The organism is Rahnella sp. ChDrAdgB13 (assembly GCF_017655185.1).
Classification (GTDB): Bacteria; Pseudomonadota; Gammaproteobacteria; order Enterobacterales; family Enterobacteriaceae; genus Rahnella; species Rahnella contaminans.
Genome location: NZ_JAEMGT010000030.1, coordinates 1 through 13,061, shown reverse-complemented (window position 1 = coordinate 13,061; position 13,061 = coordinate 1). Strand labels below are relative to the sequence as shown.

Sequence of the window (13,061 nt, the reverse complement as noted above, 5' to 3'; positions counted from 1 at the left end):
TAATTTTTGACAGTCCCGCAGGATCTTCTATTATCCCCGATGAACATTACATAAAGAAAATCTTAGAATCTGGTGAACAGTATGTCTGAATTACTCCGTGAAAAACTCGAACTTCCCAAAGGTCACGATAAGTTATTGCTGCACTCCTGCTGTGCGCCGTGTTCGGGAGAAGTGATGGAAGCCATTCAGGCGTCGGGGATCGACTACACGATTTTCTTCTACAATCCAAATATTCACCCGCAAAAAGAATATCTGCTGCGCAAAGAAGAAAATATGCGGTTTGCAGAGCAGCACGGCATTCCGTTTATCGATGCCGATTACGACACGGATAATTGGTTTGCGCGCGCAAAAGGCATGGAAAATGAACCTGAACGCGGCGTGCGCTGCACAATGTGTTTCGATATGCGTTTTGAACGCACGGCGTTGTACGCCTGGGAACATGGCTTTAGCGCAATGACCAGTTGTCTGGGTATTTCACGCTGGAAGGACATGAAACAAATTACCGGCAGCGGCGAGCGCGCCGTCGCGCCTTATCCGGGCATGGTTTACTGGGATTACAACTGGCGTAAAAAAGGCGGTTCCTCGCGCATGATTGAAATCAGCAAACGTGAACGTTTTTACCAGCAGGAATATTGCGGCTGCGTTTACTCTTTGCGCGACAGCAACTTACACCGAAAATCCCAGGGGCGCGGGCTGATCAAACTCGGCGTCAAATATTACGGTGACGAAGACGACGAATAAACCCGGTTTATTCCTCCTCCTGCTTACCCGCTTTCTGTCGTTTGTTTTCATTATACCCGGCCAAATTGCCGGGTTAATTATTCTGATGTTCCCCGCCACGCCCCGTCAGATTCTCCGGAAATAAATCACACGCCAGTGGTTTATTTTGTCCGATAACAAGGCCTCTGAATAATAGAATAATTTCCTATGACGCCCTTTTGCTTTGCATCTTGCGTTCACAGTTAACGCTTGTTACTTTCCGCCTCACGCATTTTTATGCTAATTAGCACTAACTTATTACACGCAGTAATTACCTGCGTATTTTTAACGCCGATATTCACCAAAAAAATAAAGCAAACACAACATTATTGAGGGACAAATCATGTGGGTTTTAATTGGCATTCCGATCGTCGTGCTGGGTTTTGCGCTGCGGTTCAATCCATTATTAGTGGTCACCGTGGCGGGTATTTCCACCGGCCTGGCGGGCGGTATGCAAACCGTCGAGATTATCAGTGCTTTCGGAAAAGCGTTCACCGATAACCGCTACATGGGCCTGATCTGGCTGACATTGCCGGTCATCGCCCTGCTCGAACGCAGCGGGCTGAAAGAACAGGCCAGACACCTGATTTCCAAAGTGCATGCGGCGACCACCGGCCGCGTGCTGATGTTGTACTTTTTCCTGCGCCAGATGACCGCCGCGCTGGGGCTGAACTCTCTGGGCGGACACGCGCAGATGGTACGTCCGCTGATTGCGCCGATGGCCGAAGCCGCCGCTACCACCAAATACGGCGATTTGCCTAACGACGTGCGTCAAAAGATCCGCGCGCACGCTGCCGCTGCTGACAACGTCGCGGTGTTTTTTGGCGAGGATATCTTTATTGCCGTGCAGTCCATCCTGCTGATTAAAGGTTTTCTGGAGCAGTACGGCATTAACGTCGAACCCCTGCACCTTTCCGTGTGGGCGATCCCAACCGCCATTGCGGCGCTGATTATCCACTTTATCCGGCTCTGGCTGCTCGACCGCTCGCTGGCAAAACGCTTTGATACCCAACACGGGAGTACCGCGAAATGATCACTTTGCAAACCGTGTACATCCTTGCCGGGCTGATGTTCTGCGCTTACGCCTTCTTTAACCTGCGCGATAAAAGCAATGCACGCCGTTATGTCAACGCGCTGTTCTGGGGCGTTTACGGCATCACTTTCCTGTTTGGCGGCGAGTTACCGCATTTCGTCACCGGCTGCATGGCCATTTTGCTGGCGGTCATTGCCGGAACTGGCAAGCTCGGCAAAGGTAAATCTGACAGCGAACAGCCACAGCTGGTGGAAAAACGCGAAGCCGGTGCGAAGCGTTTCGGCAATAAGCTGTTTGTCCCTGCCCTGCTCATTCCGATTGTGACGCTGATTGGCACGCTGACGCTGAAATACACGCCGCTGGTGGAAGCCAAAAATGTCACGCTGATTTCGCTGGTGATCGGCACGCTGGTGGCGTTTATCGTCGCGCTGGTGATGCTGCGTGATTCGCCGGTAAAAGCCATTAAAGCGGGCGGTCAGACGATGGATACCGTCGGCTGGGCAGCCATTCTGCCGCAGATGCTGGCCGCACTCGGCGCGCTGTTTGCGCTGGCAGGCGTCGGTGGCGTGGTGTCGGAGCTGGTCAAAAATATTATTCCGCTCGGTTCACCGCTGGCGATTGTAGTGGCGTATACCTTCGGCATGGCGTTGTTCACGATGATTATGGGCAACGGCTTTGCGGCATTCCCGGTGATGACTGCCGGTATCGGCCTGCCGCTTATCGTCAATCAGCTCGGCGGCAATCCGGCCATTATGGGCGCCATCGGCATGTTGTCCGGCTTCTGCGGTACGCTGATGACGCCGATGGCGGCCAACTTCAATATCGTGCCTGCGGCGTTGCTCGAATTGCAGGATAAAAACGGCGTGATCAAGGTGCAGTGGAAAACCGGCGTGTTACTGCTGCTGGTTAACACCGCGTTCATGTACCTGTTTGTGTTCCGCTTCTGATAAGGAAATGAGATGACGATGACAACTTCACTGACGCCGGAAATGGCGTCGCGCTTTGCCTCGCTGGCGCTGAATCATTTGACGCGTGAGTTTCCGAATAAACTGATGCACGCCATGAGCAGCGCCGCCGATGCGCAGACGCCACGCCAGCTGCACCCGATTTTTTACGGCAGCTACGACTGGCATTCCTGCGTCCACGGCTACTGGCTGTTATTACGTTTGCTGGATCGCTTCCCGGATTTACCGGAAGCCGGTGCGATTATTGCCGTGGTCAGCGCGCATTTCACCGACGAGAACGTAGCCGGCGAGATGGACTATCTGCGCCAGCCGCAGCACGCCGGATTTGAACGGCCTTACGGCTGGGCCTGGTTCCTGGCGCTGACGCAGCAGTTGAACGAAATGGCGTTGCCGCAGGCGGCGCAGTGGGCAAAAACGCTGGCACCGATGAGCCGGTTCTTTGAGAAAAGTTTTGCGAATTTCCTGCCGAAAGCCACCTATCCGCTGCGCGTCGGCAGCCACTTCAATACGGCCTTTGCGCTGTCACTGACACTCGGTTACGCCCGCTGCGTGAAGCATCACAAACTGGCGGAACTGATTGAAGAAACGGCGCTGCGCTGGCATCTGGAAGATGTCCATTGTCAGGCGTGGGAACCGGGCGGCGATGAGTTTCTTTCGCCGTCGCTGATGGAAGCAGAACTGATGCGCCGCGTGCTACCGGGCGATGCGTTTGTAACATGGTTCGGGCGGTTCCTGCCGGACTTAGCGCACAGCCAGCCTGAGACGCTGTTCACACCGGCCACGGTCACCGACCGCAGCGACGGGAAAATCGGCCATCTTGACGGGCTGAACCTCAGCCGCGCCTGGTGCCAGCGTTCCCTTGCAGCGGCATTACCGGCAGGCGATCCGCGTGCGGCGCTGCTGCGTCAGACCGCAGAAGCGCATCTTCACAGCGCGCTGGATCACCTTGACAGCACCTATATGGGTGAGCACTGGCTGGCGACGTTTGCGCTTTTGGCACTCGAAGCCTGACGCCTTCATTTCACCCGTTCAGCGAATAATACCGCGCGCTGAACGGGTGAAAAATTCATTAAAATGGCGCAATAAAGGATATTCCTGACTGAGCCGTTCAATCTCCTGCTTCACCCCGTCGACCGCCGCCTGCTGGTGATACAGCAAATCGTACAAATGCCTGATCACCTTCTGCTGCATCACATCGCTGCCGAGATATGCTGCCGCCTGTTCATGAATGCCCTGCGGCACGGCGCGGTTGCCAGCGGCCAGCACGTAAGGCGGCACATCCTGCACCACGCAAGTACTTTGCAAAAGGCGTGCGCCCGCGCCAACAATACAGAACTGATGCACGGCGCACATGGCGTCGATCCGTGCTTCGTCGCCCAACGTGACGTGCCCCGCCAACCCGCTGTTTTCGCCGATAAACGTGTCGTTACCCACCTGGCAGTCATGCCCGATATGCACACCGCCGTCGAAAATATTCCGGTTACCAATCCGCGTGAACCCGCCGCCCTGCGCGGTGCCGCGGTGGATCGTTGCGTGACGGTCAATCCGGTTGTCGTCGCCGATTTCCAGCCCGGCGGCTTCCCCGGCATATTTCAGATCCTGACTGACTTCCCCGATTGAAGATTCCATTCCTATCATGTTGTTACGCCCGATGCGGGTGTTGCCGTTAATCACGACGTGGGAGGCAATGTGCGTCCCTTCACCGATGTGAACACCGGCGGAAATAAAGCAGAAAGGCCCGATAACCACCTGCGGGCCGATAACGACACCGGGTTCAATGATACTGCTGGCCGCAATGGAGGCCGAAGATGAAATCAACGCGTACATCCTTCTGATAGCTGAGGCGCTACCAGTAGTGAATTAAGCCTGTCGGGATTAATCAGGGAGGGAAGTCAAAATGAGCGGAGGAAACGCACCCAGAAAGGTTTAAACGAAGCGGTTATTTTTTCGCCACACACTTCGCCATGCCGCACAGCATAAGGGTTTCAGGCCGCTAACCCAGCCTGTTATATTTTATTTATTTTCTGAACCTTTTCTATAAATGTAAACGGTAAGGAAAGGATCAGTATTTTGTTACAGCAGCATTAAGGCTTTCTTAAGCTTGCAGTTATATGATTCGCGCAAAATCATTTCTGCACGTTATGTTTCCATCACATTAACGCCCGCGACCTCAGCATGTTGGGAGTTTTCATTGCGCTATATATTGCCGAAGATCAGCTATTTCAAGCTGACTTTACTGTTGACACTGTATTTTACTTTTGTCGTTAATCTGCCGATTTTATTGCACTTTTACCGCATTCTTCATGCGTTGCCTGCCTGCAATCTTTTGTTCGCGCTGACCATTCCGGTGGTGCTTTTTGCCGCGCTGAACTTTGTGTTCACGCCATTCACTTTCCGCCCGCTGCTTAAGCCTTTCTTTATCATTGTGCTGCCGGTCAGTGCGCTGGCCAGTTTCGCGATGATGACCTATCAGGTGGTGTTTGACCGCGGCATGATCGAAAACATTCTTGACACCCAGTCTGCGGAAGCGACGTCTTACCTGAATTTGAAAGTGGTGCTGTGGTTTGTCTTCACCGGCATCCTGCCCGCGATCCTGCTGTTTTTAACCCCCGTCACCTATGAAAAAACCGTGCTGCGCCGTCTGGGTGTACGTCTGGTGTCGATGGTGATTTCCCTGCTGGTGGTCGCGTCCATAGCCGGTGTGTTCTACAAAGATTACGCTTCCGTGGGCCGTAACAACCGCACGCTGAATCTGGAAATCGTGCCGACGAATTACCTGTACAGCGCCTTCCAGTACATGAATCACCGTTATTTCACGCCAAAAGTGCCGTTCCAGACGCTGGGTAACGACGCCAAACTGGTGCAGCAGCCGGGGCAGAAACCCAATCTGGTCTTCCTGGTCGTGGGTGAAACCGCGCGTGCGCAAAATCAGTCGTCGAACGGTTACGCCAAACCGACCAATCAGTACACGCAGGCAATCCCTGATGTGGTGTATTTCAACAAAATGACGTCCTGCGGGACGGCGACGGCGATTTCCGTTCCGTGCATGTTCTCGAATATGAAACGCACCCACTACGACGCCAACCGTGCGCGTAACAGCGAAGGATTGCTGGATATTCTGCATAAATCCGGGGTTTCTGTTTTCTGGAAAGACAACGACGAAGGCTGTAAAGGCGTGTGTGACCGCGTGCCGAACGTCATTATCGACACGAAAAAAGACGGCAAATATTGCGATGGCGATACCTGTTACGACATGGCGCTGATGCAAAATATCGACGACGACATCCGTCCGGACGGTAAAAATACGCTGATTGCGCTGCACCTGATTGGCAGCCACGGCCCGACGTATTACAAACGCTATCCGCCGGAATTCCGCAAATTCATGCCCGATTGCGAGCGCAGCGATATCGAAAACTGTTCGCAGGAACAGCTGGTGAATACCTACGATAACACCCTGCTGTATACCGATTATCTGGTATCTCAGGTGATTGAAAAGGCGAAGCAGTATCAGGATAAATACAACGTGGCGGTGATTTATCTTTCCGATCACGGTGAATCGCTGGGTGAAAACGGCCTGTATCTGCATGGTACGCCATACAGCGTGGCACCAGCCCAGCAGACGCATGTTCCGATGCTTTTCTGGCTGTCTGACGGCTACACCAAAGCGCAGGGCATCGATCTGCAATGCCTGAAGGCCAATGCGGCGAAAGACGAGGTGTCGCAGGATAATCTGTTCCACACCGTGCTCAGTGTCATGAATGTGCAGACTACGGAACGTGACCCGCAGCTGGATATTCTTGCAGCCTGCAAAGCCCCGCACGCCTGACCTTCGTTTTAACCTGAGGGTTTGCTGCCTGCTTCAGGGCAGCAAACCACATTCCGCCACAATGCTTTTTGCCAGCGCGCTGACAGTCTGATCAAACCGCTCCGACTCATTATCCAGCATCATATACAGCGCCGTTTGCCGCACCGTTCTGGCCGATAACGCCAGACGACTCAGTTGCCCGCTATCCAGCGCACTTTGCACACTTTCCAGCGGCAGCCAGCCGTATCCGACTCCCACCGCAATCGCCTCCATCGCTGCGCCAACGGTGGTAAATGTCCAGTTAGCAATCGTCCCGGAAGCGTGATTATCGGTGCGCGGCATAGGCCGGTCCGCGACGCTGATCAGCGGGAAGCGCGCCAGATCCTGCGCCGTCAGAGGAACGGGAAGTTGTAGCATCGCATGATCGCTTTTCGCTACCGGCACAAAATCGACATCCAGCAAAAAGCGCCCGTGGATTGCATTCTCCGGCGCCAGAGTGGTGATGTACAAATCCGCCGACCGCTCGTTAAGCTGTTCAATGCTTTCACCGCGCAGGATCTCCGTCAGATGGACGCGCGTATCGGGAAAAAGCTGCTGGAACACTTTCAGCGCACGAAACAGGCGATTTTTCGGAAACACGCTGTCCACCACCAGACTGAGTTCCGTGCGTACGCCGCCTTTCAAACCGGCGGCGCGATGCTCCAGTTGCAAAAACGCGGTGATCAGCGGGCTGGCCTGAACCAGCAACGCGCGCCCCTGTTCGGTCAGCACTGCCTTACGTCCGTGGATTTCCAGCAACGACAGCCCGAGGCGTTCCTGCAAACCACTCAGTGCGTAACTGACCGATGACTGGCTGCGGTTAAGCACCTGCGCCGCCTGAGCATAACTGCCCTGCTCGATAACCGTTTGTAAAACCACCCATTGTTCCAGCGTTGTACGCGGAAGTGCCATAAAGTTTTCCTTGCCGAATGCGTTTTTCAGCACATAACCGTTCTGATTTTCAGATGATTTACATCGAAAATCAGCGTTTTTATATCTGATTTGTGAAGTGTAATCTTCTTCTCAACGAAACGAAACGTTTCATCCCAACAATGACTTAAGGAGAATTACGATGAGCAGCTTTGATAAACATGACCTGAGCGGTTTTGTGGGCAAACACGTTGTTTACACTTACGACAACGGCTGGAACTACGAAATTTATGTGAAAAACGCCGAAACGCTGGATTACCGTATTCACAGCGGCCTGGTCGGCAACCGTTGGGTGAAAGACCAGCGCGCTTATATCGTCCGCGTGGCGTCCGACGTCTACAAAATTTCATGGACTGAACCGACCGGCACCGACGTCAGCCTGATTGTGAATCTGGCCGACAACGTGTTCCACGGCACCATCTTCTTCCCGCGCTGGATCATGAACAATCCGGAAAAAACCGTCTGCTTCCAGAACGACCATATTCCGCTGATGAATTCTTACCGCGATGCTGGCCCGGCGTATCCGACCGAAGTGATCGACGAATTCGCCACCATCACTTTTGTACGTGACTGCGGCGCGGATAACGATACTGTCATCGATTGTGCCGCCAGTGAACTACCGGCCAACTTCCCGGATAACCTGCGTTAATTCATGTCATTAACACAATAAAAAAGCCGCAGCGCGTGATGTGCTGCGGCTTTTCTTTCTGCTGAGTTTCTTTAAATCAGCGCGCCAGCGTTTTCAGCAACGCGGCGTTGAATTTCTCCGGTTCTTCCATCTGCGGCGCGTGCCCTAATCCGGCAAATTCAATCAGCTTCGCGTGTGGGATCAGCTTCGCAGCCTGTTTACCCAGCACTTTGTAATTGCCGATTTTCGCTTTCACCGCAGGCGGCGCGATATCACTGCCAATCGCCGTGGTATCGGACGTCCCGATCATTAAGGTTGTCGGAACGCGGATATTTTTAAATTCGTAAAACACCGGCTGCGTGAAAATCATGTCGTAAATCAGCGCCGAGTTCCACGCCACCAGTTTATGCCCCGGCCCGTTATTCAACCCTGCCAGCATATCAACCCAGCGGTCATATTCCGGCTTCCACTTATTCACATAATAGGTTTTCAGCTCGTACTGTTTAATGCTGTCGCCCGAGGTTTTCAGCTCGCGGTCATACCACTGATCGACCGTGCGGTAAGGCACGCCTTTGGCTTTCCAGTCTTCCAGGCCGATCGGGTTAACCAGCACCAGTTTTGACACTTCCGGCGCAAACATCAGGCTGTATCGGGTCGCCAGCATCCCGCCGGTGGAATGCCCGACAATTACCGCTTTCTTAATATTGAGGCTTTTCAGCAGGTCATGCGTATTGTTCGCCAGCTGCTGGAAACTGTACTGATAATGCCCCGGCTTGGTGGAGGAACAAAACCCAATCTGATCGGGCGCAATCACGCGGTAACCTTTCACCGCCAGCGCGCGGATGGTATCGCCCCAGGTCGCGGCGCAGAAATTCTTGCCATGCATCAGCACCACCGTCTGGCCATTTTTATGCCCGGTCGGCGCAACGTCGAGATAGCCCATTTGCAACGGCGCACCCTGCGAGGTAAAGGAATATTGTTTGATCGGATAAGGGTAATCAAACCCCTGTAATTGCGGACCGTAGGAAGGCGCATCGGCCGCAAAAGCGGGCGCGGTGACACAAAGGGATAAAGCAGCAGTGCAAAAGAGCAATTTCAAACGGGAAAACATCGTTCAGTCCTATTGTCGTTTATCGGACAGGCGGCTTAAAGCCTTATGCTACAAACTTTAAGCCGCCAGTAAAACCCGATAAAACCGAAACAGCACGAACTGGTTTTAGTCTTTAGAGGCCAGAATACAGCGGTAAATCAGGCCGCCGATCACACCGCCCACAATGGGCATCAGCCAGAACATCCACAGCTGATCCAACGCCCAGGTTCCCTGGAAAATCGCCACTGCGGTACTGCGCGCCGGGTTAACAGAGGTATTGGTCACCGGAATGCTGATCAGGTGAATGAGCGTCAGCGCAAGACCAATCGCGACCGGAGCAAAGCCCGCCGGTGCGCGTTTGTCGGTTGCGCCCTGGATAACGATCAGAAAGATAGCCGTCAGAACGCCTTCCGCCACCATCGCCGCCGCGAGACTGTAGCCGTCCGGTGAGTGTTCGCCGTAGCCGTTGGAAGCAAAACCGCTGGTCGTTGCGTCAAAACCAGAATGGCCGCTGGCGATAACGTATAACACCGCCGCTGCTGCAATCCCGCCAATCACCTGCGCGATGATGTAAGGCATCACGTCGCGGCCAGGAACGCGTCCGCCCGCGAATAATCCGAGCGTGACCGCCGGGTTAAAATGACCGCCGGAAATATGGCCGACGGCGAAAGCCATGGTCAGAACGGTCAGACCGAATGCCAGCGCCACGCCTGCAAAGCCAATCCCCAGGCCGGGAAAGCCCGCCGCGAAAATCGCACTACCACACCCACCAAATACCAAAACAAATGTGCCGATAAACTCGGCAGATAATTTTCTGAACATGACAAGACCCCTGTTAGAATAATCTGATAACTTCACCTTTAACCATACTAAATAGCTTAATGTAAGGTGATCGGCGGGATAATACTCTTGGCAATTCGGAAAGACACTAATATTTGGAAACAGTGAAGCGTTCATGATTTACATCAAATGCAGGTTAATTATCAGGGCGGCAAATATCTTAAAAGTGTGGTGTCACAGAGGATTGAGTCTTTATAGGTTATTATTAACCTAACGAAACTTCTCTCTGTGGCGCTCACTGGTGGAACTCCCTTTGGCCTTAAACTGGTTAAACCGACCGTATATCCGGATTTGCCTTTCCGTTCTGGCATTTTTCATTGTGGCTGCACTGGGTGTACTGGCCATTTCCTGGCAAACCTCACAGGGATTACGCCGCGATACCGCCGCCAGTCTGGCGCAATCTGTCCGCCTTGTGGACATGACGCTCAACAACGCCTCGACCGCTGCCGATTCCGTCCAGCATCTGGTCGGTCATGACTGCGATCAGGACGTCATTCAGGCCTTACGCTGGGAAGTCGCACGCGTGCCGAACGTCAGAACCGTCAACCTTTATCGCGGCGATACCATTTATTGCACCTCGCTGTTTGGTAAAAAGATCGACTACGTTTCCACCAACAAATACGCAGGCGAAACCTTACTCCTCATGAGCGGTAATCCTGTCACACCGGGCCATCCGCTGATTGCTTATCGTCGCGATATTAAGGGCAACGGCATACTGATTGGCGTGGATGGCTATTTCCTGCATAACATCCTTGAATTGCTCAGCACGCATGCTTACCTGATTCTGCAGGTCGGCGATCAGTGGATGGACAGCAAGGGCAAAATTCATCAGGGTGAAGGCTGGCCGGATGGAACTAAAATGGCGCTGGCGTCGGCGCGTTATCCCTACAACATGCGGCTGGTGATCCGTAACAGTGACCAGTGGCGATATGTGTATGATTACGCGGCTGTCAGCCTGGTGTTGTTCCCGTTAGTCAGCATTTTCATCGCGTTGATGACCTACATGTTGCTTGGCCGCGTGGGTAGCCCGATCTCCACGCTGAAAGATGCGCTGGCGAAAAAGCAGTTTGTTCCGTTCCTGCAACCGGTGGTGGACGGCACAAATCACCGGCTTACCGGCGGCGAAGTGCTGATGCGCTGGCAGCATCCGCAATCGGGCCTGATCCCGCCGTATCAGTTCATTCCATTAGCCGAAGAGAGCGGGCTGATTGTGCCGATGACCCGCCTGATGATGGCGCAGGTGCGCGATCAGTTTGGGCCGATTGCCGCGCAACTGCCGGATGATTTCCATTTCGGTTTCAACATCTGCGCCGGACATTTCAAAGACCTGACGCTGATCGAAGACTGCAAAGCGTTCCTGCATGCGTTCAAAGATAAACCGATCCGCCTGGTGCTGGAGCTGACCGAACGCGAGCTGATTGAATCGAGTGAAATCACCCACAGTCTGTTCAGTGCGCTGCGCAGAATGGGCGTGCTGATTGCCATGGACGATTTTGGTACAGGCCACTCCAGCCTGACGTACCTGCAAAAATTCCACATCGATATCCTCAAAATCGACCAGAGCTTTATTGGCCGCATCGGTACGGACGCGCTGGCCGGGCATATCGTGGATAACGTAATTGATCTGGCGAAGCGTTTGCAGTTGATTATTGTGGCGGAAGGCATCGAGACTCAGGAGCAGATCGACTATCTGACGCCCTTCCATCTCGACTACTTTCAGGGTTATTTTTTCGGAAAGCCGGTGCCGGCAACAGAATTTGTGGAAAAATGGCTGTAACGATAACAGCCTTATATTCTGCGACTAGAATAATAACGTGAGCTACGTCTTATAAGATGCGTGCGCTTTTTGCTAAAAATCCGCCGATGTGTAACATCCACACAGACTCAGCCCGGCAGAGCGGCTAACTTGTTGAAGTTACATGTATTGACGTAGTCAGTCAGTAAACTCTGCTGAAAATTCGAATGATCACTTTGCGAGCAAGATGATGATTAAGTGGCCGTGGAAAGCGAATGACCTGAAAATTGAAAAATCGGACGCGTGGAATGACGCTCTGAATATCCCGCTATTATCTTCCCTAAACGAGGAGGAGAAACAGCGGCTAATTCAGGTCGCCAGTCAGCTGCTGACGCAAAAGCGGCTGGTTCCGTTGCAGGGCGTCGAACTGACAGAACAGATGCAGGCGCGCATCGCCTTACTGTTTGCCCTTCCGGTGATGGAACTGGGCGCATCGTGGCTCGATGGTTTTCATGAGATTCTGCTTTACCCTTCCCCTTTCGTCGTCGATTCCCCGTGGCAGGATGAAAACGGGCTGGTTCACGCCGGTTCACAAATCCACGCCGGACAAAGCTGGGATCAGGGTCCGATTGTGCTGAACTGGCAGGACATCGAAGATTCGTTCGACAACTCCGGTTTCAATCTGGTGATCCACGAAGCGGCGCATAAGCTCGATATGCGCAACGGCGGCGAAGTCAGCGGGATCCCGCCAATCCCGCTGCGGGAAGTGGTCGCGTGGGAACATGATTTGCAGGCCGCCATGCAAAATCTGCAAGATGAGATCGACACCGTCGGCGAAGAAGCCGCCAGCATGGATGCCTACGCCGCGACCGATCCGGCAGAATGCTTTGCGGTATTATCGGAATACTTTTTTAGTGCGCCAGAACTGCTTTCAGAACGTTTTCCGCTGGTATACGGTCATTTTGCCCGTTTTTATCAGCAGGACCCGCTGGCAAGGCAACTTCGCGGCCAGCGCTGCGATTGTTAACACGCGTGATACACGGCGATTTTCAGTGGAAAAGTCCTGTTTTATCGCCGCATTGATTAGTTGCTGAGCAGTCGGAAGGTTTTCGTGATTTTAGCGTTGACACTCCGCGCCCCTCTGGATAACATGCGCCCCGTTCACACGATTCCTCTGTAGTTCAGTCGGTAGAACGGCGGACTGTTAATCCGTATGTCACTGGTTCGAGTCCAGTCA

At 53.4% G+C, this 13,061-nt stretch carries 12 protein-coding genes; 8 read left to right on the top strand and 4 right to left on the bottom strand.

What is annotated here, in order from left to right:
• Nucleotides 1-81 precede the first annotated feature (81 nt).
• The 4 genes from J8X26_RS09925 to J8X26_RS09910 all read left to right on the top strand — a co-directional run bounded on the left by J8X26_RS09925 (nucleotide 82) and on the right by J8X26_RS09910 (nucleotide 3,768).
• On the top strand, nucleotides 82-741 hold the full coding sequence (locus tag J8X26_RS09925) for an epoxyqueuosine reductase QueH (RefSeq protein ID WP_152326029.1): 660 nt from the start codon (nucleotides 82-84) through the stop codon (nucleotides 739-741).
• A 361-nt stretch (nucleotides 742-1,102) separates the two neighbouring features.
• Nucleotides 1,103-1,792: a DUF969 domain-containing protein gene (locus tag J8X26_RS09920; RefSeq protein WP_208950807.1), complete on the top strand. Its 690-nt coding sequence runs from the start codon at nucleotides 1,103-1,105 to the stop codon at nucleotides 1,790-1,792.
• Nucleotides 1,789-2,739 (top strand): DUF979 domain-containing protein, encoded by a 951-nt coding sequence (locus J8X26_RS09915; protein WP_208950806.1) that lies wholly within the window; start codon nucleotides 1,789-1,791, stop codon nucleotides 2,737-2,739. The genes J8X26_RS09920 and J8X26_RS09915 overlap by 4 nt, the downstream gene beginning before the upstream one ends.
• A 12-nt stretch (nucleotides 2,740-2,751) precedes the next feature.
• Complete coding sequence (locus tag J8X26_RS09910) at nucleotides 2,752-3,768, top strand: DUF2891 domain-containing protein (RefSeq protein ID WP_208950805.1); 1,017 nt, start codon at nucleotides 2,752-2,754, stop codon at nucleotides 3,766-3,768.
• Between the two features lie 18 nt (nucleotides 3,769-3,786).
• Here the strand turns inward: J8X26_RS09910 and lpxA are convergent, their stop codons facing one another.
• Nucleotides 3,787-4,575 (bottom strand): acyl-ACP--UDP-N-acetylglucosamine O-acyltransferase, encoded by a 789-nt coding sequence (gene lpxA / locus J8X26_RS09905; protein WP_235937306.1) that lies wholly within the window; start codon nucleotides 4,573-4,575, stop codon nucleotides 3,787-3,789.
• A gap of 373 nt (nucleotides 4,576-4,948) precedes the next feature.
• On the opposite strand from lpxA, the gene J8X26_RS09900 reads away from it, so the two are divergent.
• Entirely contained in the window at nucleotides 4,949-6,583 is a 1,635-nt protein-coding gene (locus J8X26_RS09900) for a phosphoethanolamine transferase (protein ID WP_208950804.1), read from the top strand.
• A gap of 33 nt (nucleotides 6,584-6,616) precedes the next feature.
• Here the strand turns inward: J8X26_RS09900 and J8X26_RS09895 are convergent, their stop codons facing one another.
• The gene (locus tag J8X26_RS09895; protein ID WP_208950803.1) at nucleotides 6,617-7,513 is read right to left on the bottom strand and encodes a LysR family transcriptional regulator; all 897 of its coding nucleotides are present in this window, start codon (nucleotides 7,511-7,513) and stop codon (nucleotides 6,617-6,619) included.
• A gap of 160 nt (nucleotides 7,514-7,673) precedes the next feature.
• On the opposite strand from J8X26_RS09895, the gene J8X26_RS09890 reads away from it, so the two are divergent.
• Nucleotides 7,674-8,180 carry a phenolic acid decarboxylase gene (locus J8X26_RS09890; protein WP_152326023.1) on the top strand — a complete coding sequence of 169 codons (507 nt, stop codon included), beginning with the start codon at nucleotides 7,674-7,676 and terminating at the stop codon, nucleotides 8,178-8,180.
• A 76-nt stretch (nucleotides 8,181-8,256) separates the two neighbouring features.
• Here the strand turns inward: J8X26_RS09890 and J8X26_RS09885 are convergent, their stop codons facing one another.
• Nucleotides 8,257-9,270, bottom strand: a complete 1,014-nt coding sequence (locus J8X26_RS09885) for an alpha/beta fold hydrolase (RefSeq protein ID WP_208950802.1) — start codon at nucleotides 9,268-9,270, stop codon at nucleotides 8,257-8,259.
• 105 nt (nucleotides 9,271-9,375) lie between these two features.
• Nucleotides 9,376-10,071, bottom strand: a complete 696-nt coding sequence (gene aqpZ, locus J8X26_RS09880; protein ID WP_208950801.1) for an aquaporin Z — start codon at nucleotides 10,069-10,071, stop codon at nucleotides 9,376-9,378.
• 271 nt (nucleotides 10,072-10,342) lie between these two features.
• Between aqpZ and J8X26_RS09875 the strand changes: the two genes are divergently transcribed.
• Nucleotides 10,343-11,866, top strand: a complete 1,524-nt coding sequence (locus J8X26_RS09875; protein ID WP_208950800.1) for an EAL domain-containing protein — start codon at nucleotides 10,343-10,345, stop codon at nucleotides 11,864-11,866.
• A 208-nt stretch (nucleotides 11,867-12,074) separates the two neighbouring features.
• The gene (gene mtfA / locus J8X26_RS09870; RefSeq protein WP_152326358.1) at nucleotides 12,075-12,851 is read left to right on the top strand and encodes a DgsA anti-repressor MtfA; all 777 of its coding nucleotides are present in this window, start codon (nucleotides 12,075-12,077) and stop codon (nucleotides 12,849-12,851) included.
• Nucleotides 12,852-13,061 lie beyond the last annotated feature (210 nt).

What these genes read in the sequence shown, in the direction of transcription:
- J8X26_RS09925 (WP_152326029.1), top strand. Translation starts at nt 82, where the DNA reads ATGTCTGAATTACTCCGTGAAAAACTCGAACTTCCCAAAGGTCACGAT.
- J8X26_RS09920 (WP_208950807.1), top strand. Translation starts at nt 1,103, where the DNA reads ATGTGGGTTTTAATTGGCATTCCGATCGTCGTGCTGGGTTTTGCGCTG.
- J8X26_RS09915 (WP_208950806.1), top strand. Translation starts at nt 1,789, where the DNA reads ATGATCACTTTGCAAACCGTGTACATCCTTGCCGGGCTGATGTTCTGC.
- J8X26_RS09910 (WP_208950805.1), top strand. Translation starts at nt 2,752, where the DNA reads ATGACGATGACAACTTCACTGACGCCGGAAATGGCGTCGCGCTTTGCC.
- J8X26_RS09895 (WP_208950803.1), bottom strand. Translation starts at nt 7,513, where the DNA reads ATGGCACTTCCGCGTACAACGCTGGAACAATGGGTGGTTTTACAAACG.
- J8X26_RS09890 (WP_152326023.1), top strand. Translation starts at nt 7,674, where the DNA reads ATGAGCAGCTTTGATAAACATGACCTGAGCGGTTTTGTGGGCAAACAC.
- J8X26_RS09885 (WP_208950802.1), bottom strand. Translation starts at nt 9,270, where the DNA reads ATGTTTTCCCGTTTGAAATTGCTCTTTTGCACTGCTGCTTTATCCCTT.
- aqpZ (WP_208950801.1), bottom strand. Translation starts at nt 10,071, where the DNA reads ATGTTCAGAAAATTATCTGCCGAGTTTATCGGCACATTTGTTTTGGTA.
- mtfA (WP_152326358.1), top strand. Translation starts at nt 12,075, where the DNA reads ATGATTAAGTGGCCGTGGAAAGCGAATGACCTGAAAATTGAAAAATCG.